The following is a 24,822-nucleotide window of genomic DNA, read 5'->3' as shown; positions in this document are numbered from 1 at the left end:
TTTTTGTCGCAGCAGGTAACGGTTTAAAAATCTTCAGTGACTGGGCGGGCCTCTTCGCGAGCAAGCCCGCTCCCACATGGTTTGCATGAACGCTGCAGATCCCCAGTGGGAGCGAGCCTGCTCGCGAAGGCGGCCTCAAGTTCGGCAGACATTTCGGATCGTGTCGGCAACCCCTCCATATCCCCCCGACTCTGCACCGCCCGGCTGCCAATCCAGTTGGCGCGTTTCACGGCGTCGGCAAAGCTGTGGTTTTCCAGGAGGGCGCTGATCATGCCGACGGCAAATCCGTCGCCGGCACCGACGGTGTCGACCACGGTTTCCACTGGCACGCCCGCGACAAATCCCTGATCCAGATGAGTGCGGTAATACGCCCCATGTGGTCCGAGCTTGATGGCCACGGCTTCGGCACCCTGGTCGAGATAAAACGCCGCGATGTCGGCGGGGTCTTCGAAACCGGTCAGCAAGCGACCTTCGCTCAAGCCCGGCAGCACCCAATGGGCGAGGGCGGCGAGGCGATTGATTTCGCTGACCATCAGTTTTTCGCTGGCCCACAGACTCGGGCGCAAGTTGGGATCGAAGGACACGCTGCGCCCGGCCTCGCGCATGCGGGTCATCAATTCGAAGGACATTTCCCGAGCGCTGGCAGACAACGCCGGGGGAATACCGGTGGCGTGCAGGTGCCGGGCCTTGAGCAAGTCAGGCACGATCGACTGTGGCGACAGGTGACTCGCCGCCGAACCGCGCCGGAAATACTCGACCACGGGATCGCCGCCATCGTCGATGCGGGACTTGAGCTGAAAACCGGTCGGGTGTGCGGTATCGATGGCGACGTTGCTGCAGTCCAGGCCTTCTTTTTCCAGGGTATCGATGACGAACCGCCCCAGAGAATCTGCACCGACCCGGCTCAGCCACGCCACCTTGAACCCCAGTCGCGACAGGCCGATGGCGACGTTGCTGTCAGCGCCGGCAATCCGTTTGTGGAAATGATCGACGTCGGCCAGCTCGCCGTTCTGCTCGGCAACGAACATCGCCATGGTTTCGCCGAACGAGAGAATATCGAACTCAGACATGTGCGCGCTCCAGCTGTGGTTGACCGAGGCGGGCGAGGGTGGCGACGTGTTCGGTGGTGAGTTGCAGCAGATCGTCGCCTTGCAGGGGATATTCCGCTGCCCGCATCACGCCTTGGTTCATGTGCCGCAGCAGTTGTTCCCACAGCTGCAAGTCGCTGGCGGTGGGTGGGATGGCGACCAGTTTGCCGTCGGCCCGGCGCGATACCGCTTTGCAGTGCACATAGCCGACGTGACGGCCGAGCAGCCGCGCGGCATTGGCGGCTGGCTGGTCCTGCCAGTGCCAGTTGCCGATGTCGAAGGTCATCTTGATCGGCAGGTGGTGCTGCTCGACGGCAGCGAAAAAGCGCTGGAAGGGTTCGATACGCCCGCCGTGCAAGGTCTGATCGTTTTCCACCAGCAGCTGCACGGCGCTCTTGCCCAGCACTTGAGCCAGGGTCTGGAGGTCGCTGTTGTCAGTGAAATAGCCCAGTGAAACCTTCAGCCATTTTGCACCGAATGCCTGGGCGCGTTGCAGGGTTGTGATCAGCTCGGGATTGGGCTTCGACTGGCCGGCGAGCCACAGTTCCATGGGTGAGGAATACACGCTTTCGAGTCCTTGGGCACGGGTGGCATCGGCCAATTGCGCGGGGTCTTCGATGGTCAGCAGCTCTTCGCGCCATTCGATGCGTGTGGCGCCGGCGGCGGCCAGGATGTCGATGAAGCTGCCCTGGCCGCGTTGGCGGACCAGGTCGGCGCCGTAGCTGGACAGGCTGATGGAGACGGGTGATTTATTCATTGTTATAGACCTCTGAAACCGGTTTCATTTTTGTTCAAAAAAAATGGATGATGCTTTGTGGTGACTTGACTGGCCCCTTCGCGAGCGAGCTCGCTCCCACAATGAACTTTGGTGGGCATCAAATTTATGTGCGACACAATCAACTGTGGGAGCGAGCCTGCTCGCGAAGGGGCCAGTCCAGTCACCGGGAACTTCCAAGGGTCGACCCCCTTGCAATTAGCCGCGCCGAAAAATCCAGTGTCCGCACCGGCCCGTCATCCCCACGCAAACGCTTGAGCAAACACTCGAACGCACTCGCACCGATCTCGGCCGTCGGCTGGGCAAGGGCGGTGATCCCACTGCCCACCAGCGGATACCAATCCAGGTCATCAAGGGCGATCAGGCCAACATCCTCGAACAGCTTGCACTGCAATTCGCGCAATGCATGAGTGCTGGCCAGCGCCGCAATACCATTGGCACAGAACAGTGCTTTCGGGCCTGGGCCAGGGAAGTCGAGGAAAGATTTGAGCTGCGCAGCCAGTTCGCTGCCCGTTTCGATGAGGGTGCCGCGAAGCGCCGGTCGTTGGGCGATCTGCGCCTTGAAACTGGCGACCCGCTCGATCCGCGAACTGGTGCCGTCATAGGGTTCGGTGACCAGCAACACATCGCGATAGCCACGCTCTTCAAGATGGGCGAGGGCCATTTCGACCGCCGCCGGGTTGTCCAGCCCGACCAGATCGCTCTCGAGCTGCGCGACTTTGCGATCCACCAGCACCAGCGGCATTTCCCGATGCAGTTCAAGCAATTCATCGCGGTGGTGGCCGAGGGTGTTCACGATCAGGCCTTCGATGTTGTAGGAGCGCAGCAGGGCCAGGTGTTGGCGTTCCTGCTCGTCATCGCGGTCGGTGTTGCACACCACCAGGCTGTAGCCGTGCTGACGGCAGGCGGTTTCCACCCCGTGCATCACGGCAATCGAATAAGGGTTGCGGATATCGGCCACCAGCATGCCAATCAGGCGGGTGCGCCCGCGTTTGAGGCCGCGGGCCATCTGGTTCGGGCGGTAACCCAGTTCGGCAATCGCCTGCTCGATGCGCAAGGCAATCGCGTCGGACAGCAGGGCACGGTCTTCGCCGATGAACCGCGAGACGCTGGCCTTGGAGACCTTGGCGTGTTCGGCCACGTCGAGCATGGTCACGCGGCTGCGCTGGGCGGCGGAGAAATCGTTCACGGTCTGAAACCTTCTTATTGGATTTATAAGGTTTTGTGCAAAAACACTGAAACCGGTTTCAGAAGACACCAGAAACGAATCCGCCGTCAAGTGCCTGATTCAATCAGGACTGATAAATGCCGACGGGTGGCGCTCAGGCCCACACACTCAACCAGGCCGATCCCAGCAGCAAAACGGCCATGCAGCGGTTGAAACGTTGCATGGCCCGGGGCGAGCGCAACCAGCGCGTCGATCCCGCACCGAGCAATGCCCAGACGCCCAGGCAGGGCAGGGAAATCAGGAAAAACGCCAGGGACAAATACAGCACATGGCTCAGGCGCTGCTCGCCGTTGCCGGCGAACACACTGACCACGGCCAGCGCCATCATCCAGGTTTTCGGGTTGATCAATTGCAAGCTGGCGGCGCCCAGCAATCCGAGCCGGGCGTCCCTTTCATGGGTGTCGAGATCTGCCGCCGGGGCGCTGAAAATCTGCCACGCCAGGTAACTCAACCAGATCACGCCTGCCCACTGCATCGTGGTTTGTACGACGGGCAGCGCGGTCAGTGACGAACCGGCCCCGGTGCCCACCAGCAGCACAATGGTTGCGGCGCTCGCACAGGCGCCGAAGATGATCGGCACGGCAGCCGCCAACCCGTAACGGGCGCTGTTGCTCAACACCAGAATGTTGGTCGGGCCGGGGGTGATCGACGCCACGAAAGCAAATAACAGGAAGGGCAAAAACGTCGGGAAAGACGACAACATCGCAGGCAACTCCGGTGAAGATCATTGAACTCGATCTTCACAATTGCGGGTTCACCTGTCTGGAAGATTTGAGCAGCGCTTGCGATACAGCGCGGGCGTCAGGCCGTAGGTGCGCACGAACCAGCGGCCCAGATGGCTCTGATCGGCAAACCCCAGTTCCATGGCCACCGCCGCCGGTTGCTCGCCACGGGCCAACATCCGACGGGCCGTGGCCAGGCGCAATTGCACCAGATAGGCGTGGGGTGCCAGGCCGTATGCGGCCTTGAAGGCGCGGGTCAGGCGGAAGCGATCGACGCCTGTTGCGGTGGCCAGTTGGTCGAGACCGATGTCGTATCGAGCGTTGGCGTGCAGATACTCCCGAGCCTTCTGCGCCACCAGCGGCAGGCGCGGATCTTCCCCATAGCGAGCGCGCCAGTGCAGATGGCTGGTGAGGCGTTCGAGCAAGCCATCGAGTGCGGTCTGGCGAACGATCTTCAGCTCACTCTGGTGCAGGGTTTGAAACGCCAGGCTGGTGGCCTGGGCCAGACGCACGTCGGTGGTCAGCGTGTTGGCGAAACTCAACTGACAACTGTCGGGGGCATTGTCGAACATGGCGCTGAGTTCACGCCTCAACCAGTGCGGGTCGAGGTACAGCATGCGGTAGGTGAAACCGTCTTCGGTCGGTGCTTCGCCGTCGTGAATGTCGCCCGGTTCAAGCAGAAACACCTTGCCCGGCGTGCTCTGATGCTTCGCCCGCCGGCAGCTGAATTGCTGGACCCCTTGCTCGGTGACGCCCACCAGATAGCTGTCGTGCCAGTGCGGGTCATAGGCGTGACCTTGGAAATGCGCGCGCAGCGTTTCGATGCCGGTGTCGGCGTCTCGGGCCAGGTCGATCCAGTTGTGAGTGGTCATGCTGCACCTGTGAGACGGATTGCCGACTATTCAACCCCTGCGCCGACGTTGTGACTAGAACGTTTGTGCACGGCTCAATTAAACAGACCTGCTGCGATATTGATCGAGAACCCGAGAATGGCCGTATTGAACAGAAAGCCGATCAGCGACTGCGCCAGGACGATCTTGCGCAAATCCCGCGTGGCCACCCCGACATCGGAGGTCTGCACCGCCACGCCGATGGTGAACGAGAAGTACAGGAAGTCCCAGTAATTGGGCGTCGTCAGGCCTTCGGCGAAACGCAGTGCCGGGTCCTTCCCATCCCAGGTGTAGAACAGACGGGCGTAGTGCACGCTGAAAATCACCCCGATCAGCAGCCAGGAGCCGATCACGGTCAAGGCGGTAAAACTGTAGTGCAGCAGCTTGCGGGTCGTTTCCAGGTCCCGGCTGCCGGCCAGTTCGAAGGCGATGGTCGCCAGGCTCGCGATCGCAGCGATACACACCACCAACAGCACCAACCCGGCGTTTTCGTCTTCGACCTCGGCAATGCGCTTCACGTCCGGGGCTTTGGCGCGCACAACCAGCCAGAACATCAGGACCAGATATGTCCAGACCCCGGCATTCCAGCCGAAGAGGATTTTGCTGATGATCGAATCGGCGGGAGTCAGAATGCCCACCGCGATACCGAGCGTGGCGGCGGCGGACAGGCGCGGATGGGTGCGGGCGAGGAAGGGCATGGAGGCTCGATGGATTGGGGCTTTGCAATCACCTTAGCCCAGCGGGGTCGGTTGTGACCACAACCTTCAGGCCTGCACAAATCCCTGTAGGAGCCGGCTTGCCGGCGAAGGGGCCCTTGGGAATTGCATCGTTCTTGGGGGCGCCTTCGCTGGCAAGCCAGCTCCTACAGGGGGATGTGTGGTTGGCTAGATATCTTTATGGCGCTTGCGCACCAGCCTCATCACCACCACAAAAAACACCGGTACGAACAGCACCGCCAGGGTCGCGGTGATCATCCCGCCAATCACCCCGGTGCCGATGGCTTGCTGGCTCGCCGAGCTGGCCCCGGTGGCAATCGCCAGCGGTACCACGCCGAGAATGAAGGCCAGGGACGTCATGACGATCGGCCGCAGTCGCAGGCGTGCGGCTTGCAGGGTGGCGTCGATTAGGTCGTGGCCTTCGTCGACCAGGCTCTTGGCAAACTCGATGATCAGGATCGCGTTCTTCGCCGACAGGCCGATGATGGTGATCAGCCCGACCTTGAAGAACACATCGTTGGGCATCCCGCGTAAGGTCACGGCCAGTACCGCGCCGAGTACGCCAAGCGGCACCACCAGCAGCACCGAGGTCGGGATCGACCAGCTTTCATACAGCGCCGCCAGGCACAGGAACACGATCAGCAGCGACAGCCCGAGCAGGATCGGTGCCTGGCTGCCGGACAGGCGTTCCTGCAGCGACAGCCCGGTCCATTCCTGGCCCAGTCCCGCCGGGCCAAGCGCCACCAGCCGCTCGATTTCCGCCATGGCTTCACCCGTGCTGTAGCCCGGTTTCGGTTCGCCGGAAATACTGATCGCCGGGTAGCCGTTGTAACGGGTCAACTGCGCCGGGCCCTGGGTCCATCTGGCCTGGACGAAGGCCGACAGCGGCACCATTTTCCCGCTGTCGTTGCGCACGTGGATCCTCAACAGATCGGCTACCTGACTGCGCTGGTCGCCTTCGGCCTGGACCACCACCCGCTGCATCCGCCCCTGGTTGGGGAAGTCGTTTATGTAGGCTGAACCGACGGCGGTGGACAGCACGCTGCCGATGTCGGCAAAGGACACTCCCAGTGCGTTGGCCTGTTTGCGATCGACTTCCAGTTGCACCTGCGGCGCTTCGGCCAGGGCGCTTTCGCGGACGTTCATCAGGATCGGACTTTTCCCGGCGGCTTCGAGCAACTCGGTGCGCGCCTGCATCAGCGTGGCATGGCCAAGGCCTCCACGATCCTGCAGGCGGAACTCAAAACCACTGGAGGTGCCGAGGCCGTCCACGGGCGGCGGCAGCACGGCGAAGGCCACGGCGTCTTTAATCTGGCTCAGGGCGATATTGGCGCGGTCGGCAATCGAACTGGCCGAGTCGTCGCTGCCGCGATCGGACCAATCCTTGAGCGTGGTGAACGCCAGGGCCGCGTTCTGGCCGCTGCCGGAAAAGCTGAAGCCGAGAATCACCGTGCTGTCGCCAACCCCGGGTTCAGTGGCGTTGTGCGCTTCGATTTGTTCAACCACCTGCACCGTGCGGTTCTTGCTCGCACCTGGCGGCAGTTGCACGTCGGTGATGGTGTAACCCTGGTCTTCAACGGGCAGGAACGAAGAGGGCAGGCGGCTGAAACACAGCCCCAGGCCGATCAGCAGCACGCCGTAGATCAACAGGTAGCGACCTGTGCGTTTCAGTGCATAGGCGACCCAGCCCTGATACCGCACGGTCAGTTGTTCGAAGCGGCGGTTGAACCAGCCGAAGAACCCGCGTTTTTCATGATGCTCGCCCTTGGCGATCGGCTTGAGCAAGGTCGCGCAGAGCGCCGGGGTCAAGGTCAGGGCGAGAAAGGCCGAGAACAGAATCGAAGTGGCCATCGACAAGGAGAACTGCCGGTAGATCACCCCGACCGAGCCCTGCATGAATGCCATCGGAATGAATACCGCCACCAGCACCAGGGTGATGCCGATGATCGCCCCGGTGATCTGCTGCATCGCCTTGCGCGTCGCCTCCTTGGGCGACAGACCCTCGGTGGCCATGATCCGCTCGACGTTCTCCACCACCACAATCGCGTCATCCACCAGGATGCCGATGGCCAGGACCATGCCGAACATGGTCAGCACGTTGATCGAGAAACCCAGGGCCAACATGGTGGCAAAGGTGCCCATCAGCGCCACCGGCACCACCAGGGTCGGAATCAGCGTGTAGCGGATGTTTTGCAGGAACAGGAACATCACTGCGAACACCAGCACCATCGCCTCGATCAGGGTGTAAACCACTTTGGTGATCGAGACTTTGACGAAGGGCGAAGTGTCGTACGGGATCTTGTACTCGACGTTGGCCGGGAAGTAGCGCGCCAGTTCATCCATCTTTGCCCGCACAAGGGTAGCAGTGCTCAGGGCATTGGCGCCCGGCGACAATTGCACGCCGACGGCCGTGGACGGCTTGCCGTTCAGGCGCGTGCCGAACTGATATTCCTGGCTGCCGATCTCGACCCGCGCCACATCGCCGATGCGTACGGTGGAGCCGTCCGGGTTGGCCTTGAGCACGATGTCGGCGAACTCCTCCGGCGTCGACAGCTGCCCCTTGACCACAATGGTCGCGGTGATTTCCTGGGTGGTGCGGGTCGGCAAGTCGCCGATGCTGCCAGCCGACACCTGGGCGTTCTGCGCGACGATGGCGGCGTTGACGTCGGCGGGGGTGAGGTTGAAACCGATCAGTTTCTGCGGGTCGATCCAGATGCGCATCGCCCGTTCCGCGCCATACAGCTGCGCCTTGCCGACCCCGTCCAGGCGCTTGATCTCGTTCATCACGTTGCGCGCCAGGTAATCGCTGAGCGCCACGTCGTCGAGCTTGCCGTCGCTGGAAGTCAGGGTGATCAGCAGCAGGAAACCGGCGGAGACTTTCTCCACCTGCAAACCCTGTTGGTTCACCGCTTGCGGCAGGCGCGACTCGATGACTTTCAGGCGGTTCTGCACATCGACCTGGGCCATCTCCGGGTTGGTGCCCGGCTGGAAAGTGGCCTTGATTGTGGCGCTGCCGAGGCTGCTTTGCGACTCGAAATACAGCAGATGATCGGCGCCGTTGAGTTCTTCCTCGATCAGGCTGACCACGCTCTCATCCACGGTCTGCGCCGAAGCGCCCGGGTACACGGCATAGATTTCGATCTGCGGCGGCGCGACATCAGGGTACTGCGCCACCGGCAATTGCGGGATGGCCAGGGCACCGGCCAACAGAATAAACAGGGCGACCACCCAGGCGAACACCGGGCGGTCGATAAAGAACTGCGGCATAAAAAGCGTCCTGCTTACTGACCAGAAGCCTGGGCAAGTGGAAGAGGGGTGTCGTCGATCTGCACTTTCTCGCCGGGCCTGGCGTGTTGCAGGCCTTCGATGACGATGCGGTCGCCGGCCTTGAGGCCACCGGTGACGATCCAGCGATCGTTCTGCACCGGGCCCAGTTCCACCGGCTGCTGGCCAACCCGTTGTTCGGCATCGAGCAGCAGCACCTGGGCGATGCCGGCGCTGTCGCGCTGGATGGCCCGTTGCGGCACGCTGATACCCTGCTGGTTGACCGCTTGTTCCAGGCGCACGCGAACGAAACTGCCGGGCAACAGGTCAAGGTCCGGGTTGGGGAACTCGCTACGCAGGATGATCTGGCCGGTGCCCGGGTCGACCGTAATGTCGGTGAACAGTAACTTGCCCGGCAACGGATAGAGGCTGCCGTCGTCCTGGATCAGCGTGGCTTTGGCCTGGCCCTGACCGACCTGCTGCAACTGACCGGAACGAAACGCCCGGCGCAGGTCGTTGAGTTCACGGGTCGACTGGGTAAGGTCGGCGTGAATCGGGTTCAGCTGCTGGATCAAGGCCAGTGGCGTGGTTTCGTTCTGCCCGACCAGGGCGCCTTCGGTAACCAGCGCGCGGCCGATGCGCCCGGAAATCGGCGCGGTGACGGTGGCGTAACCCAGATTGAGTTTCGCCCGCTGCACCGCGGCCTTGTTGGCGGCGACGTCGGCGGCGGTCTGGCGCACGGCTGCCCGGGCGTTGTCGTAGTCCTGGCCGCTGATGGCATTGCCTTCGATCAACTGGGCGTAGCGCTGCTCCTGCAAGCGTGCCTGATAGGCATTGGCCTCGGCCTTGTGCAGCGCGGCTTCAGCACTGTCCAGGTCAGCCTTGAACGGCGCCGGGTCGATGCGGAACAGCACGTCGCCCTGTTTTACGTCGCTGCCTTCACGGAAGGTCCGTTGCAACACCACGCCGGCCACCCGGGCGCGGACTTCGGCGATGCGCGGCGCGGCAATGCGACCGCTGAGCTCGCTGGTGATTGACAGTGGCCGGGCCGAGAGGGTCTCGATGCGGACCGTGGCCAGTGGCGTCTGCTCTTCGGCAGTCGAGGCTTTGTCACAAGCGCTCAGTGTCAACGCCAGTGCAATCAGGCTGAGCCCGGCAAGCAGATTGTTTGACATGTAATAACCCCAATAATGACCCCCGGCATCCTACGGGGAGGCGACGAGGGTAGCGGTGAAGCTTTGTAGGTGCTGTGTGAAATTGTGTAAGGGTTTTGCGCGGGGGTGGGTGAGGGCGTATATCCTTAACCCCTTGAATTTTACCGCACCTGTAAGACCGCCTTCGCGAGCAGGCTCGCTCCCACAGTGGTTCAGTGGTGGACACGGAATTTGTGTCCGATGAGATCCCTTGTGGGAGCGAGCCTGCTCGCGAATACGCTTTACCCGGCGCCACAGCACTTTCTGGAAACACCCCCATGCCCAACATCCTCCTGGTCGAAGACGACACCGCCCTCGCCGAACTGATCGCCAGCTACCTGGAACGCAACAGCTATTCGGTCAGCGTGATCGGCCGCGGCGACCACGTGCGCGAACGGGCGCGGGTCGATCCGCCGGACCTGGTGATCCTCGACCTGATGCTGCCGGGGCTGGACGGCCTGCAAGTCTGTCGTTTGCTGCGTGCCGATTCGGCCACGCTGCCGATCCTGATGCTCACCGCCCGCGACGACAGCCACGACCAGGTGCTGGGCCTGGAAATGGGCGCCGACGACTACGTCACCAAACCCTGCGAACCGCGGGTCCTGCTGGCCCGGGTACGGACCTTGCTGCGGCGCAGCAGCCTCAGCGAGCCGCAGACCGCCAATGACCGCATCCTCATGGGCAATCTGTGCATCGACCTGTCCGAACGCACCGTGACCTGGCGTGGGCAACCGGTGGAGCTCTCCAGCGGCGAATACAACCTGTTGGTGGTGCTGGCCCGGCATGCCGGCGAAGTGCTGAGCCGCGACCAGATCCTGCAACGCCTGCGCGGCATCGAGTTCAATGGCACCGACCGCTCGGTGGACGTGGCGATTTCCAAGTTGCGGCGCAAGTTCGACGATCACGCCGGCGAGGCGCGCAAGATCAAGACCGTGTGGGGCAAGGGTTACCTGTTCAGCCGTTCCGAGTGGGAATGCTGAGCCGATGTTCAGAATCCTGTTTCGCCTGTACCTGGTGACCATCGTTTCGTTCAGCGCGGCGATCTACCTGGTGCCGGACTTGGTGATCAAGGTCTTTCACGAGCGTTTTCTGACCTACAACCTCGACTACTCCCGAGGTCTGCAGACCCTCATCGTCAAACAGTTCCATTCCGTACCCCCGGCGCACTGGCCGGCCCTGGCGGCGGAAATGGACAAGGAATTCCAGCCGCTGCACATCGTGTTGAGCGGCAACGACGACGCCGACTTCACCCTCGATGAACGGCAACGTCTGCAGCGCGGCGAGAACATCGTGCGCATTGGCGACTGGGGCTGGCGTACCCTGGCGGCGTCGCCGCTGAACGAGCGCACGGTAGTGCAATTGGTGGTGCCGCCGGACCCGACGGACGTCAGTTTGCTGTACTGGAGCATCAACGTCCTGATCGGTGCGACCATGCTCGCCTGCCTGTTGCTGTGGCTGCGCCCGCACTGGCGCGACCTGGAACGCCTCAAGGGCACGGCGGAGCGCTTCGGCAAGGGCCAGTTGAGCGAGCGCACGCAGATATCCCCCAGCTCCAACATCGGCAGCCTGGCCAACGTGTTCGACACCATGGCCGGTGACATCGAGAACCTGCTTAACCAGCAGCGCGACTTGCTCAACGCTGTCTCTCACGAATTGCGCACCCCCCTGACGCGCCTCGATTTCGGCCTGGCCCTGGCGCTGTCCGACGACTTGCCAGCCGCCAGTCGCGAGCGCCTGCAAGGCCTGGTTGCGCACATTCGTGAACTCGATGAACTGGTGTTGGAACTGCTGTCCTACAGCCGCCTGCAGAACCCGGCGCGGTTGCCGGAGCAGGTCGAAGTCTCGCTGGACGAATTCATCGACAGCATCCTTGGCAGCGTCGACGAAGAACTGGAATCCCCCAACATCGTCATCGATGTATTGCTCCACGGCCAGCTCGAACGCTTCAGCCTCGACCCGCGCCTGACCGCCCGCGCCATTCAGAACCTGCTGCGCAACGCCATGCGCTACTGCGAAAAACGTATTCAGATTGGCGTACAGGTCTGCCCCAAGGGCTGTGAGATCTGGGTTGACGATGATGGCATCGGTATTCCCGACGATGAACGTGAGCGGATTTTCGAACCCTTCTACCGCCTGGACCGGAGCCGGGATCGCGCCACGGGCGGATTTGGCCTGGGGTTGGCAATCAGCCGCCGGGCGCTGGAGGCTCAGGGCGGAACCCTGACCGTCGAAGCTTCACCTCTGGGCGGCGCGCGGTTCAGGTTGTGGTTGCCGACGCTGGCCTGATCCCTGGAAACTGATCGTCTGGCCTGATGCGTCGTTTATCAGACCGCCTTCGCGAGCAGGCTCGCTCCCACACTGGATTCGCATTTGTGTATGCCCCGATTCCCCGTAGGAGCGAGGCTTGCCCGCGAAGAAGCCGTAACATTCGACACAGAGGTCGACTTCCATTTCGCTGCCACGAGCAAACACCCGTACTGACCGGTGTCGACTCAACCACCCGATCAAGGGTTTGTCGATGGCTTGCACACAAGTGACCGACGCTATACTGTATATGCAAACAGTATCAGGGCGGCCCCCATGGAACTCATCGACAAGCTCGGCATCCTCGCCGACGCTGCCAAGTACGACGCGTCCTGCGCCAGCAGCGGGGCGCCGAAGCGCAGTTCCGAGGGCAGGAGCGGCCTGGGCTCGACCGATGGCACGGGCATCTGCCACAGCTACACACCGGATGGGCGTTGCGTCTCGTTGCTGAAGGTGCTGCTGACCAATTTCTGTCTATATGACTGTCAGTACTGTGTTAACCGCCGCTCCAGCGACGTGCCACGCGCGCGGTTCACCCCGGAAGAAGTGGTGACGCTGACCATGGACTTCTACCGGCGCAACTGCGTCAGCGGGCTGTTTCTCAGCTCCGGGATCATTCGCTCGGCGGACTACACCATGGAGCAATTGATTCGCGTGGCCAGGCTGCTGCGCGAAGACCATGAGTTTCGCGGTTACATCCACCTCAAGACCATTCCCGAAGCCGACCCTGCACTGATTGAGCAAGCGGGGCGTTATGCCGACCGATTGAGCGTCAACATCGAATTGCCCACCGATGCCAGCCTGCAAACCCTGGCCCCGGAAAAACACCTGGGCTCGATCAAGCAGGCGATGCAGACGATCTACACCGGCGAACAAACCGTGCTCAACGAACCGCGCGCGCCGAAATTTGCCCCGGCCGGGCAGAGCACACAGATGATCGTCGGTGCCGATGACACCGACGACAGCACCATTCTTCACAGCGCCCAGGCGTTGTACGGCAACTTCCGTTTGCGTCGGGTCTATTACTCGGCCTTCAGTCCGATCCCCAACAGCCCGAAGAGCGTGCCGCTGGCCGCGCCGCCGCTGATGCGCGAGCACCGCCTGTACCAGGCCGACTTCCTGTTACGCAGTTACGGCTTCACGGCGGGCGAATTGTTCCAGGGGGCGGGGCATCTGGCGCTCGACATCGACCCGAAACTGGCCTGGGCGCTGGAGAACCGAGAGGTGTTTCCGCTGGACCTGAACCGTGCCGAGGCGTCGTTGATCTCGCGCATCCCCGGGATTGGCCTGCGTACCACCGAACGGCTGGTGGAACTGCGCCTTCAGCGGCGGATTCGCTATGAAGACCTGGCCCGCATGCGCTGCGTGCTGGCCAAGGCCAAACCGTTCATCATCACCAGCGATTACCACCCGCAACAGGCGGAGGTCACCAGTGACTTGCTGTATCAGCAACTGCGCGACCGGCCGCAACCGCAGCAAATGGGCTTGTGGGGATGATCAGCCTCGATTGCCACGACCTGTTCGACACTTGGCGCCAGCAGGCGCGTTGGCTGCTCAGTCATGGGGTCGACCCCAGCCTGGTGAGTTGGGCCAATGAAGGCGTGGCAGACCTGTTCGCCAGTGACGATGAACTGCCCGAAACCCAGGGGCCATTTCAGGCGCGCGTTCCAAGAACGTTGTTGGATACCCTCGAACGCGCGGCCCGCTATCGAGGCGATCAGCGCTGGAGTCTGTTGTACGAGGTGTTGTGGCGGGTCAGTCATGGTGACCGCACCGCCATGCTTGCAGGGGATAAGCTTGGCAGTGAATTTCAGAGGAGAATCAAACAAGTACAGCACGAAGCTCATCATCTACATGCATTTGTGCGTTTCGTCGCGCTGCCGGAAAACGATGGCCCGCACTACGTCGCCTGGCACGAACCGGCCCACGACATCCTGCACAGTGCCAGTGAGCATTTTATCGGGCGCATGGGCCGGCACCGCTGGCTGATCGCGACGCCTCGGGACGGGGTCTATTACGATGGCGAGCAGTTGATCCACCAACGGCAATGCCCGGTCGAATGGCAGCAACTGGCGCAAAACGTCGAGGATCCACACGGCGACATGTGGTTGACGTATTACAGCCACATCTTCAACCCGGCGCGGCTGAACCCGAAAGTCATGCAGGGGCATTTGCCCGCACGTTTCTGGAAAAACCTACCGGAGGGTGCGCTGATTCCGGGATTGATCACCCAGGCTCGCACCGGCAAGCAACAGGACGGTCAGGCCATCGGCATCAAGGGCAGGGGTGGCAAGCGTATCGCTGCGGGAGTAACCGGGCGTGGCGAGGATCAGGACGCGTAAAAAAGCCCCCCATCGCCAAGACGATGGAGGGCATCGTGACAATGGAGGTCAGATCAAACCTTGACGATCCAGCCCGCTGGCGCTTCGACGTCGCCGGTCTGCACCCCGGTCAGCTCCTTGTAGAGCTTCTGGGTGATCGGGCCGACTTCGGTTTCGCTGTGGAACACGTGCAGCTTGTCGTTGTAGCTGATGCCACCGATCGGCGTGATCACCGCGGCAGTACCGCAGGCACCGGCTTCCTTGAAGTCGGACAGCTTGTCGATGAACACGTCGCCTTCGATCACTTCCAGGCCCAGACGCGTCTTGGCCAGCTCGATCAAGGACAGGCGGGTGATGCCCGGCAGTACCGACGGCGAGTTCGGGGTCACGAACGTATTGTCGTGGGTGATCCCGAAGAAGTTGGCAGAACCGACTTCCTCGATTTTGGTGTGGGTCATCGGGTCCAGATAAATGCAGTCGGCAAAATGCGCCTTCTTGGCCTGGGAGCCCGGCATCAGGCTGGCGGCGTAGTTGCCACCGACCTTGGCCGCACCGGTGCCTTGTGGCGCGGCGCGGTCGTAGCTGGAGATCAGGAAGTTGTGCGGGGTCAGGCCGCCCTTGAAGTAGGCGCCGACCGGGATGCAGAAGATCGAGAAGATGAACTCGGGGGCGGTACGCACGCCGATGTTGTCACCGACGCCGATCACGAACGGACGCAGGTACAGCGCGCCGCCGGTGCCGTAAGGCGGGATGAAACGCTCGTTGGCGCGGACCACGTCCTTGCAGGCTTCGACGAACTGCTCGGTGGACACCTGTGGCATCAACAGGCGTGCGCAACTGCGCTGTATGCGCGCGGCGTTCTGGTCCGGGCGGAACAGGTTGATCGAGCCGTCCTTGCAACGGTAAGCCTTCAGGCCTTCGAAGCATTGCTGGCCATAGTGAAGGGCAGTGGAGCCTTCGCTGATGTGCAGCACGTTGTCTTCGGTCAGGGTGCCTGCGTCCCACTCGCCATTACGCCAGTGCGACAAATAGCGCTTGTCTGTCTTGATGTAGTCAAAACCCAGCTTGTCCCAATTGATGCTTTCGTTACCCATGACACCCTCTATCGCTTAACAACCGCCGAAACGGTTCAAGGCTTCTGACGTTTTTCTGGATGGGGACAACAATACTTCATTCCGGGCCCATTTCGCAGCCCGGACTTTCGAATGACAGCCAGATAAATCGTGTTGGCCTCAAGAAATCGCTAGCAGGCTAGCTCCCACAAGAGAAGGCATTCCAAATGTGGGAGCTAGCCTGCTAGAGATGGGGCCATCACTGCCGCCATCCATTGTTCTGAATCACAGGTGCAGCGCATGTCCCAAAGCACGCAACGCCGCTTCCTGCACTGCTTCGCCGAGCGTCGGATGCGCATGAATCGTCCCGGCGATGTCTTCCAGCCGCGCGCCCATTTCCAGGCTCTGGCCAAACGCCGTCGACAATTCCGAAACACCCACGCCCACGGCCTGCCAACCGACAATCAAATGATTGTCACGCCGCGCCACGACGCGCACGAAGCCACTTTTCGATTCCAGGGTCATCGCCCGGCCATTGGCGGCGAACGGGAAGCTGGAAACGATGCAGTCCACACCTGCAGCCTTGGCCTCGTCCGGGGTCTTGCCGACCACCACCAGCTCCGGGTCGGTGAAACACACCGCAGCGATAGCCGTCGGGTTGAACTCGCGGGATTTACCGCTGATCAGCTCGGCCACCATCTCGCCCTGGGCCATGGCCCGGTGGGCGAGCATCGGTTCGCCACTGAGATCGCCGATGGCGTACACATTGCGCATGCTGGTCTGGCAGCGGTTGTCGATCTTGATCGCCGCGCCGTTCATCTCCAGGTTCAGCGCCTCAAGGTTCCAGCCTTGGGTGTTGGGCTTGCGCCCTACGGCCACCAGTATCTGATCGGATTCCAGGTTCAAAGTCTCACCGTTCGGATCAACAACCTGAAGTGTATTGCTATTAGAATCAAACCCTTGAACACTATGTTTCAAGTAAAGCTTCATACCGAGTTTTTTAAGTTCGTCATGCACCGGTTGGGTCAGTTCGGCGTCGTAGGCCGGCAGGATGCGATCCTGCGCCTCGACCACGCTGACGTCGGCGCCGAGCTTGCGATAGGCAATCCCCAGCTCCAGGCCGATGTAACCGCCCCCGACCACGATCAGCCGTTTCGGCACGGACGTCGGCGCCAAAGCTTCGGTGGAGGAAATGATTGGTCCGCCAACCGGCAGCATCGGCAGGTTAACGCTTTTCGAACCGGTGGCCAGCACCAGGTGCTCGCACTGAATGCGCGTGTCGCCGACTTCTACGGTTTTACCGTCGATGACTCTCGCAAATCCTTGAATAACCTGGATTTTGTTCTTTTTAAGCAGCGCCGAAACGCCCGTGGTCAGCCGATCAACGATGCCGTCCTTCCACTCGATGCTTTTGCTGATGTCCAGTGTCGGCGCCGAAACGCTGATGCCCAGGGCCGAGTGCTGGCTGTGGTGCTGAGTCTGATGGAACTGTTCCGCCACGTGGATCAACGCCTTCGACGGAATGCAGCCGATGTTCAGGCACGTACCGCCCAGGGATTCCCCTTCCACCAGAATGGTCGAAATGCCCAGCTGTCCGGCACGGATCGCCGTTACATAACCGCCAGGGCCGCCGCCGATGATCAGCAGCGTGGTATTCAAAGTCTGCATTATTACTCCACAAATGCTTAATCAACAAAAAGCGTGGCGGGTTGTTCGAGCAGCGCGCGAACGGCCTGGATGAATTGCGCCGCATCCATGCCGTCGACCACACGATGGTCGAAGGAGCTGGAGAGGTTCATCATCTTGCGGATCACGATCTGGCCTTTGACCACCATTGGCCGTTCGACGATCTTGTTCACGCCGACGATCGCCACTTCCGGCAGGTTCAACACCGGGGTGCTGACGATGCCGCCCAAAGCGCCGAGGCTGGTCAGGGTGATGCTTGAGCCGGACAGTTCATCGCGGCTGGCCTTGCCCGTACGCGCAGCAGTGGCCAGACGGGAGATTTCCGTGGCGCTGTCCCACAGGCTGCGCGTTTCGGCGTGACGCACCACCGGCACCATCAAGCCGATATCGGCTTGGGTGGCGATGCCCACATGCACCGCGCCGAGGCGGGTGATGACCTGGGCTTCGTCGTCGTAACGGGCGTTGATCTGCGGGAAGTCGCGCAGGGCGACGACCAGGGCGCGGACCAGGAACGGCAGCAAGGTCAGCTTGCCGCGGGTCGCCCCGTGTTTTTCGTTCAGGTGCGCGCGCAGTTCTTCCACGGCGGTGACGTCGATTTCTTCGACATAACTGAAGTGGGCGGCGCGTTGCGTGGCGTCCTGCATGCGTTGCGCAATTTTGCGACGCATGCCGATCACCGGGATTTGTTCTTCGTCGTTGCGCTGGGCGTAAGCGGCAGTGGCGGTCGATGTGTTCGACTGACCTTGCGCCAGATAAGCGTCCAGATCTTCGTGCAGCACGCGGCCGGCCGGGCCGGTGCCACGCACCAGACGCAACTGGATGCCGAGGTCCAGCGCATGTTTGCGCACCGCCGGGGAGGCCAGCGGGCGTTCATCGGCCTCGCGAGCAACCATTGGACCTTGCGCCACTACTGCTGGACGAGGCGCCGCAACCGGCTTGCTTTGCGCAACGGCTTCGACTTTCGGTGCCGCAACCGGCGCTTCTTTCACTGCGGGGGCAGGGGCCGCCGGCTGAGCCGACTCTTTAACGTTGCCCGCGCCTTCAACTTCAATGCTGATCAGGATGCTGCCGACCGCCATGACTTCGCCTGGCACGCCACCGAGGGCGATCACTTTGCCGTGCACCGGCGAAGGGATGTCGACCATGGCCTTGTCGGTCATCACGTCCGCCAGCACCTGGTCTTCGACGACAATGTCGCCGACCTTGACGTGCCACACCGACAATTCAACTTCTGCAATGCCTTCGCCAATGTCCGGCATTTTAATAACGTGCGTGCCCATTCAGACCTCCATGACCCGTTTCAACGCCGCGCCCACACGGGACGGACCAGGGAAATACGCCCACTCTTGCGCGTGCGGGTAAGGGGTGTCCCAACCGGTGACGCGCTCGATCGGCGCTTCCAGGTGGTGGAAGCAGTGCTCCTGGACCAGGGCGACCAGTTCGGCGCCGAAACCGCAGGTGCGAGTCGCTTCGTGAACGATCACGCAGCGGCCGGTTTTCTTCACCGACTTGACAATAGTGTCCAGATCCAGCGGCCACAGGCTGCGCAAGTCGATGACTTCGGCGTCGATGCCGGTCTCTTCGGCGGCGACTTGCGAGACGTAGACGGTGGTGCCGTAAGTCAGGATGGTCACTTCCTTGCCCGGACGGGTGATGGCAGCGACGTCCAGCGGCACCGTGTAGTAACCGTCCGGCACTTGTGCGGCCGGGTGCTTCGACCACGGGGTGACCGGGCGATCGTGGTGACCGTCGAACGGGCCGTTGTACAGGCGTTTGGGTTCGAGGAAGATCACCGGGTCATCGTTTTCGATGGAGGCGATCAGCAGGCCCTTGGCGTCGTAGGGGTTGGACGGCATGACCGTGCGCAACCCGCAGACCTGGGTGAACATCGCTTCGATGCTCTGGCTGTGGGTCTGGCCGCCATAGATGCCGCCGCCGCAAGGCATGCGCAGGGTCATCGGCGCGGTGAACTCGCCGGCCGAGCGGTAGCGCAGGCGGGCGGCTTCGGAAATGATCTGGTCCGACGCCGGGTAAACGTAGTCGGCGAACTGGATTTCGGCCACCGGGCGCAAACCGTAGGCACCCATGCCCACGGCGACGCCGACGATGCCGCTTTCGGAGATCGGCGCATCGAATACGCGGGAGGTGCCGTATTTGTTCTGCAGGCCTTCGGTGCAACGGAACACGCCGCCGAAATAGCCGACGTCCTGGCCAAATACCACGACGTTGTCGTCACGCTCTAGCATCACATCCATGGCCGAGCGCAGGGCCTGGATCATGGTCATGGTCGTGGTGGTCATGGCGGTTTCCAGCTCGATGTTATTGTTGTGATCGTTCATGTCAGATCCCCAACTCCTGACGCTGGCGCTTCAAGTGCTCCGGCATCTCTTTATAGACGTCCTCGAACATGGTCGCGGCGCTCGGAATCTGGCCACCGGCGAGGGTGCCGTACTGCTCGGCTTCTTTCTGCGCGGCGATCACTTCGGCTTCCAGTTCGGCGCTGACGGCAACGTGCTCTTCATCGGACCAGTGACCGATTTTCACCAGGTGCTGCTTGAGGCGCGCAATCGGGTCGCCCAACGGGAAGTAGCTCCAGTCGTCGGCAGGACGGTATTTGGACGGATCATCGGACGTGGAGTGCGGGCCGGCGCGGTAGGTGACCCATTCGATCATGGTCGGGCCGAGGTTGCGCCGGGCGCGTTCGGCAGCCCAGGCCGAGGCGGCGTAGACCGCGACAAAATCGTTGCCGTCGACCCGCAGCGAGGCGATGCCGCAACCGACGCCACGACCGGCAAAGGTAGTGGCTTCACCACCGGCAATCGCCTGGAACGTGGAAATCGCCCACTGGTTATTGACCACGTTGAGAATCACCGGCGCGCGGTAGACGTGGGCGAAGGTGAGGGCGGTGTGGAAGTCCGACTCTGCGGTGGCGCCGTCGCCGATCCAGGCCGAGGCGATCTTGGTGTCGCCCTTGATTGCCGAGGCCATGCCCCAGCCCACGCCTTGTATGAATTGGGTGGCGAGGTTGCCGGAAATGGTGAAGAAACCGGAGTCCTTGACCGAATACATGATCGGCAACTGACGGCCCTTGAGCGGATCGCGCTCGTTGGACAGCAGCTGGCAGATCAGGTCCACCAGTGGCACTTCCCGCGCCATCAGGATGCTTTGCTGGCGGTAGGTGGGGAAGCACATGTCGTCGATGTTCAATGCCAGGGCCTGGCCGCTACCGATGGCTTCTTCGCCGAGGCTCTGCATGTAGAACGACATTTTTTTCTGACGCTGGGCGACCACCATGCGGTTGTCATAGATCCGCGTCTTGAGCATGGCGCGCATGCCTTTGCGCAGGATCTCCACCGGCACGCCTTCAGCCCACTCGCCCAGGGCATTGCCCTGATCGTCGAGCACGCGAATCAGGCCTTTGGCCAGGTCAGCGGTTTCGGCGGGTTCGATATCGATTGGGGGTTTGCGCGCCAGGCCGGCATCGGTCAGACGCAGGTAGGAGAAGTCGGTTTTGCACCCTGGACGGCCCGAAGGTTCCGGAACGTGCAGGCGCAGCGGTTCGTACGCTTGGTTCATGGCTTCTACGCTCGATCTTGTGGATTTTTTTGTAGTGAGCTGACGGTCATTCTTCTGTCGGAGAATTCTTGTCCTACAACAATCATAGGCCGGGCCAAGGAGAATATTTCTCTGTGTTTCGTTGCACTTGAAGCCATTTAAGGATAAAAATTCTGCATAAACATAAAAACACAGGTGTTTTTGTCTCATGCGCAAACTGGACCGTACCGATATAGGCATTCTCAACCGGCTTCAGGAGAACGCGCGGATCACCAACGCCGACCTCGCACGCTCGGTCAACCTGTCGCCGACACCCTGCTTCAACCGGGTCAAGGCGATGGAAGAACTGGGGTTGATTCGCGAACAGGTCACCCTGCTGGATGCCGATCTGTTGGGGCTGCACGTGAATGTGTTCATCCACGTCAGCCTGGAGAAACAGGTGGAAGAGGCGCTGCAGCATTTCGAAGAGGCGATCTCGGATCGACCGGAAGTCATGGAGTGCTATCTGATGGCCGGCGACCCGGACTACCTGATTCGGGTGCTGGTGCCAACCATTCAGTCGCTTGAGCGCTTTATGATGGATTTCCTGACCAAGGTGCCAGGGGTGGCGAACATCCGTTCGAGCTTTGCGCTCAAGCAAGTGCGGTACAAGACTGCGCTGCCGTTGCCAGCGAATGGGTTGAGCCTGGGGGCTTAGCGTTGATCGACACAGGTCCTGCGTTTAAAGTTTGTTCAGGGGGATTTTCAGGTAGGTGATGCCGTTGTCTTCTGGCGGCGGCAAGTTCCCCGCCCGCACATTCACCTGGATCGCCGGCAACAACAGCGTGGGCATCCCCAGCCCGGCATCGCGGCGGTTGCGCATGGCGACGAAGGTGGCCTCATCGATGCCGTCATGCACATGGATGTTGCTTTTGCGTTGTTCACCCACTGTCGTCTTGCAGCGGGCATCACGACCCTCGGTGGGGTAATCGTGGCAGACGTAAAGGCTGACGCCGGCGGGGAAGGCCAGCAGTTTCTGGATCGAGGCGAACATCTGGCTGGCATTGCCGCCAGGAAAGTCGCAACGCGCGGTGCCTACGTCCGGCATGAACAGCGTGTCGCCCACCAGAATCTGCTCGCCATCGACCAGATAGGCCATGTCCGCCGGCGTATGGCCGGGGACGTGCAGGGCCGTGGCCTTGAGATTGCCGATCATGAACGATTCGTCCGGGGCGAACAGGTGATCGAACTGCGAACCTTCGACTGAAAACTCGGGCTCAAGGTTGAACAGGGACTTGAAGACATCCTGAACCTTGCCGATGGACTGGCCGATCGCAATCTTGCCACCCAGCTCCCGACGCAGGTAGGGCGCGGCGGACAGGTGATCGGCGTGGGCATGGGTTTCCAGCAGCCATTGCACCTGCAATTGATGTTCACGCACAAAGGCGATGATTTTATCCGCCTGGTTGGTCGCGGTGCGCCCGGCGGCCGGGTCATAGTCGAGCACCGGATCGACAATCGCGCATTGACCGCCGCAAGCTTCGTAAATGACGTAGCTGAAGGTGGACGAGGCGGGGTGAAGGAAGGCTTCAATCAAGGCGGGCATGGCGGCTTTTTTCATCGGGACAGGTAATGAGGGTAGTTTCATTTTCCCCGGGTTGACCAGCCCCGGATTAATTCAATTGATGAAAAAAGCTGCACGGGCTCTATCCTGTCACTCAATCGATACCGGGCGTTCCCGGCTTTTTTTCGCGGATCATGAGTGCTTTATGTTGCTGGCAGGTTTTTTTGGCGTGGTCATGGGCCTGGTCCTTGGGTTGACCGGCGCCGGTGGCGGGATTCTTGCGGTACCGGCCCTGGTACTGGGGTTGGGTCTGACCATGACCCAGGCGGCACCGGTCGCGCTGTTTGCGGTGGGCAGTGCGGCGGCGGTCGGGGCCATCGATGGTTTGCGGCATGGACTGGTGCGCTATCGCGCGGCGCTGTTGATCGCTTTGCTGGGGGCGATCTTTTCGCCGGTGGGCATTTTCTTCGCTCATCAGTTGCCGGAAAAGGTCCTGATGATCCTGTTCAGCCTGCTGATGGTCATGGTCGCCTGGCGGATGTTGCGCCGTGAGCGTCGGGACCAAGGGCCGAGCGACCATGGCCACGCCAACTGGGGCCAGAAGAACTGCATGCTGGATCAGCAGACCGGGCGTTTTTCCTGGACCGCCAAATGCACCGCAACCCTGGCGGCCCTGGGGGCGGTGACCGGGGTTGTCTCCGGACTGCTCGGGGTGGGCGGCGGTTTCCTGATCGTCCCGGCCTTCAAGCAATTGACCGACGTGCAGATGCGCGGGATCGTCGCCACCTCCCTGATGGTGATCAGCCTGATCTCGGCGATCGGGGTGATCGGCGCGTTTCACGCCGGGGTCCGGATCGACGGTTTGGGCGTGGCGTTCATCGTCGCCAGCATCCTCGGCATGCTCATTGGCCGCACGCTTTGCGCGCGCGTCCCGGCCCGGGCCTTGCAGATCGGCTTCGCCAGCATCTGCGTGGTGGTCGCCGCTTACATGCTGTTCAGGGCGGGCGCCTAGGGGGTACCGGTTCCTGTGGAGGCCAGTGGGCTCCACAGGCGTACGCCCTAAGTGGCGCGCCTTGCCAACAGCCGGTCTTACTTCGAATTTGCCGCGCACCCTGCGCCACTCCAAGGCAGCTGAAAACCGCCTCCAAGGCAGCGTATGCCGCCGCCGGTCCGCTTTCGATAATCGCCTCCGACATCAAGTCCCCCGTTGCGGAGCGCGCCATGCACAACAATAAGAACTTCAAACATCGTTACTTGCCTGCCTTTTTCGCCAGCCTGTCGACCCTCGGTTTGAGTTCCATGGCCGAGGCCGAGATCATGCTGTACGACAAGGACCAGACTACGTTTTCCACCGACGGCTACGTCAACGCCTTCTACGTCAACAGCGATGTCGACCGGGCCGGTGAGCAGTACGACCGTCGGCAGTCGCGGGTGAAGATGGGCTTCCTGCCCAACTACCTGGGTTTCAACATGGGCAAACAGGTCGATGACCTCAAGCTCGGCGCCCGGGCGTCCTTTTGGGTGACCATCAACGACAGCGAAACCAACGGCACCGACACCGCCATCGATGTGCGCCAGTTCTATGGCACGGTGGCCAACCCGGAATGGGGCGAGGTGCTGATCGGCAAGGACTTCGGCCTGTTTGCCCGCTCCAACATTTTGCTCGATGAGTTGCTCGCCGGTTATGGCCAGGTCAGCGACACCCTGGGGTTGGTGGACGGTGGCGGGGTGTCGTTCGGCAACATCGGCACGGGTTATCCGTATCCGTTCCCCACTTCGCAGATCACCTACCGCACACCGGTGATGGAGGGGTTGCGAGTGGCGGTAGGGATCATGGACCCGGTCGACACCAACGACAGCAGTCCGTTGGGCAAGGCTTACCAGGAGAATCCACGCACCGAGAGCGAGATCACCTATCAGTTCGACCTCGCCGGGGCGAAGATCTACAGCTGGGTCAACGGCAGCTACCAGACCTCGGACAACACCGATTCCAGCGTCGAATCGGTCACCTCCAAAGGCGTCGGCTACGGCGTACAGGCGAAAATGGGCGGCTTGTCATTGACCGGCTCGGGGTTCCAGGCCAAGGGCATCAACCCGTTCTTCACCAACAACGCCGGGGAGCCTACGCTGCGCAATGTCGATAGCGATGGTTACCTGCTGCAGGGCTCCTACAAACTGGGCAAGAATCGCCTGGCCTTGTCCTACGGCAAGACCGAGGATGACGGCAACGGTGTGGTCGGCAGTGGCGCCGATTACGAGACCCGAGGCGTTGCGTTGTTCCATGACGTCAACGACAACCTGAAGCTGGTGGCGGAGTACAACCAGTTTGAAATCAATGGCCATGACACCAGTGACCAGAACGAAGACACCGATACCTTTGCGGTGGGGGCGGTGTTGACCTGGTAATAGAGGAATCGGCATCAAACAGAACCAATGTGGGAGCGATCCTGCTCGCGAAAGCGGACTAACATTCAACATCTTCTCT

At 61.6% G+C, this 24,822-nt stretch carries 21 protein-coding genes; 7 read left to right on the top strand and 14 right to left on the bottom strand.

Annotated elements, in window-relative coordinates; translation table 11 throughout:
* Positions 1–23 precede the first annotated feature (23 nt).
* From ACA041_RS16645 to ACA041_RS16610, 8 genes are all read right to left on the bottom strand, one after another.
* A complete protein-coding gene (locus tag ACA041_RS16645) occupies positions 24–1,070 on the bottom strand; it encodes a sugar kinase (protein ID WP_497434059.1) in 1,047 nt (348 codons plus the stop codon).
* A complete protein-coding gene (locus tag ACA041_RS16640; protein ID WP_497434054.1) occupies positions 1,063–1,845 on the bottom strand; it encodes a sugar phosphate isomerase/epimerase family protein in 783 nt (260 codons plus the stop codon). Before ACA041_RS16640 ends, ACA041_RS16645 begins: the two co-directional genes overlap by 8 nt.
* 181 nt (positions 1,846–2,026) lie before the next feature.
* A complete protein-coding gene (locus ACA041_RS16635) occupies positions 2,027–3,052 on the bottom strand; it encodes a LacI family DNA-binding transcriptional regulator (RefSeq protein ID WP_497434050.1) in 1,026 nt (341 codons plus the stop codon).
* A gap of 133 nt (positions 3,053–3,185) precedes the next feature.
* The gene (locus ACA041_RS16630; protein ID WP_497434045.1) at positions 3,186–3,794 is read right to left on the bottom strand and encodes a LysE family translocator; all 609 of its coding nucleotides are present in this window, start codon (positions 3,792–3,794) and stop codon (positions 3,186–3,188) included.
* A gap of 51 nt (positions 3,795–3,845) precedes the next feature.
* Positions 3,846–4,685 carry an AraC family ligand binding domain-containing protein gene (locus tag ACA041_RS16625; protein ID WP_497434040.1) on the bottom strand — a complete coding sequence of 280 codons (840 nt, stop codon included), beginning with the start codon at positions 4,683–4,685 and terminating at the stop codon, positions 3,846–3,848.
* A 74-nt stretch (positions 4,686–4,759) separates the two neighbouring features.
* On the bottom strand, positions 4,760–5,401 hold the full coding sequence (locus ACA041_RS16620) for a DUF1345 domain-containing protein (protein WP_497434035.1): 642 nt from the start codon (positions 5,399–5,401) through the stop codon (positions 4,760–4,762).
* A gap of 186 nt (positions 5,402–5,587) precedes the next feature.
* Complete coding sequence (locus ACA041_RS16615) at positions 5,588–8,686, bottom strand: multidrug efflux RND transporter permease subunit (RefSeq protein ID WP_497434029.1); 3,099 nt, start codon at positions 8,684–8,686, stop codon at positions 5,588–5,590.
* Positions 8,687–8,700: 14 nt separating this feature from the next.
* Positions 8,701–9,858: an efflux RND transporter periplasmic adaptor subunit gene (locus ACA041_RS16610; protein ID WP_497434024.1), complete on the bottom strand. Its 1,158-nt coding sequence runs from the start codon at positions 9,856–9,858 to the stop codon at positions 8,701–8,703.
* Positions 9,859–10,154: 296 nt separating this feature from the next.
* Here ACA041_RS16610 and ACA041_RS16605 point away from each other — a divergent pair, with 296 nt between their 5' ends.
* From ACA041_RS16605 to ACA041_RS16590, 4 genes are all read left to right on the top strand, one after another.
* Positions 10,155–10,856 carry a response regulator gene (locus ACA041_RS16605; RefSeq protein WP_497434018.1) on the top strand — a complete coding sequence of 234 codons (702 nt, stop codon included), beginning with the start codon at positions 10,155–10,157 and terminating at the stop codon, positions 10,854–10,856.
* Between the two features lie 4 nt (positions 10,857–10,860).
* On the top strand, positions 10,861–12,162 hold the full coding sequence (locus ACA041_RS16600) for an ATP-binding protein (RefSeq protein ID WP_497434013.1): 1,302 nt from the start codon (positions 10,861–10,863) through the stop codon (positions 12,160–12,162).
* Positions 12,163–12,456: 294 nt separating this feature from the next.
* Positions 12,457–13,677 (top strand): putative DNA modification/repair radical SAM protein, encoded by a 1,221-nt coding sequence (locus ACA041_RS16595; RefSeq protein WP_497434008.1) that lies wholly within the window; start codon positions 12,457–12,459, stop codon positions 13,675–13,677.
* Positions 13,674–14,522 carry a TIGR03915 family putative DNA repair protein gene (locus tag ACA041_RS16590; RefSeq protein ID WP_497434002.1) on the top strand — a complete coding sequence of 283 codons (849 nt, stop codon included), beginning with the start codon at positions 13,674–13,676 and terminating at the stop codon, positions 14,520–14,522. The genes ACA041_RS16595 and ACA041_RS16590 overlap by 4 nt, the downstream gene beginning before the upstream one ends.
* Positions 14,523–14,575: 53 nt before the next feature.
* Here the strand turns inward: ACA041_RS16590 and ACA041_RS16585 are convergent, their stop codons facing one another.
* The 5 genes from ACA041_RS16585 to ACA041_RS16565 all read right to left on the bottom strand — a co-directional run bounded on the left by ACA041_RS16585 (position 14,576) and on the right by ACA041_RS16565 (position 20,815).
* A complete protein-coding gene (locus tag ACA041_RS16585) occupies positions 14,576–15,595 on the bottom strand; it encodes a branched-chain amino acid aminotransferase (protein WP_497433998.1) in 1,020 nt (339 codons plus the stop codon).
* Positions 15,596–15,838: 243 nt separating this feature from the next.
* The gene (gene lpdA, locus ACA041_RS16580; protein WP_497433994.1) at positions 15,839–17,221 is read right to left on the bottom strand and encodes a dihydrolipoyl dehydrogenase; all 1,383 of its coding nucleotides are present in this window, start codon (positions 17,219–17,221) and stop codon (positions 15,839–15,841) included.
* Between the two features lie 17 nt (positions 17,222–17,238).
* Positions 17,239–18,519: a dihydrolipoamide acetyltransferase family protein gene (locus ACA041_RS16575; RefSeq protein WP_497433990.1), complete on the bottom strand. Its 1,281-nt coding sequence runs from the start codon at positions 18,517–18,519 to the stop codon at positions 17,239–17,241.
* Positions 18,520–19,578, bottom strand: a complete 1,059-nt coding sequence (locus ACA041_RS16570) for an alpha-ketoacid dehydrogenase subunit beta (protein WP_497433986.1) — start codon at positions 19,576–19,578, stop codon at positions 18,520–18,522.
* Position 19,579: 1 nt separating this feature from the next.
* Positions 19,580–20,815 carry a 3-methyl-2-oxobutanoate dehydrogenase (2-methylpropanoyl-transferring) subunit alpha gene (locus ACA041_RS16565; RefSeq protein ID WP_497433981.1) on the bottom strand — a complete coding sequence of 412 codons (1,236 nt, stop codon included), beginning with the start codon at positions 20,813–20,815 and terminating at the stop codon, positions 19,580–19,582.
* Positions 20,816–21,002: 187 nt separating this feature from the next.
* Here ACA041_RS16565 and bkdR point away from each other — a divergent pair, with 187 nt between their 5' ends.
* On the top strand, positions 21,003–21,491 hold the full coding sequence (bkdR, locus tag ACA041_RS16560) for a Bkd operon transcriptional regulator BkdR (protein ID WP_497433977.1): 489 nt from the start codon (positions 21,003–21,005) through the stop codon (positions 21,489–21,491).
* A 24-nt stretch (positions 21,492–21,515) separates the two neighbouring features.
* On the opposite strand, the gene ACA041_RS16555 is transcribed toward bkdR, so the two are convergent.
* Positions 21,516–22,379 (bottom strand): MBL fold metallo-hydrolase, encoded by an 864-nt coding sequence (locus tag ACA041_RS16555; protein WP_497433971.1) that lies wholly within the window; start codon positions 22,377–22,379, stop codon positions 21,516–21,518.
* Between the two features lie 163 nt (positions 22,380–22,542).
* On the opposite strand from ACA041_RS16555, the gene ACA041_RS16550 reads away from it, so the two are divergent.
* Both ACA041_RS16550 and ACA041_RS16545 read left to right on the top strand, forming a co-directional pair.
* Positions 22,543–23,349 carry a sulfite exporter TauE/SafE family protein gene (locus ACA041_RS16550; protein WP_497433965.1) on the top strand — a complete coding sequence of 269 codons (807 nt, stop codon included), beginning with the start codon at positions 22,543–22,545 and terminating at the stop codon, positions 23,347–23,349.
* 209 nt (positions 23,350–23,558) lie between these two features.
* Positions 23,559–24,743, top strand: a complete 1,185-nt coding sequence (locus tag ACA041_RS16545; protein WP_497433960.1) for a porin — start codon at positions 23,559–23,561, stop codon at positions 24,741–24,743.
* The last annotated feature ends 79 nt before the right edge of the window (positions 24,744–24,822 follow it).

Source organism: Pseudomonas sp. LBUM1676 (assembly GCF_059695605.1).
This window is presented reverse-complemented; position numbering and strand designations above follow the sequence as displayed.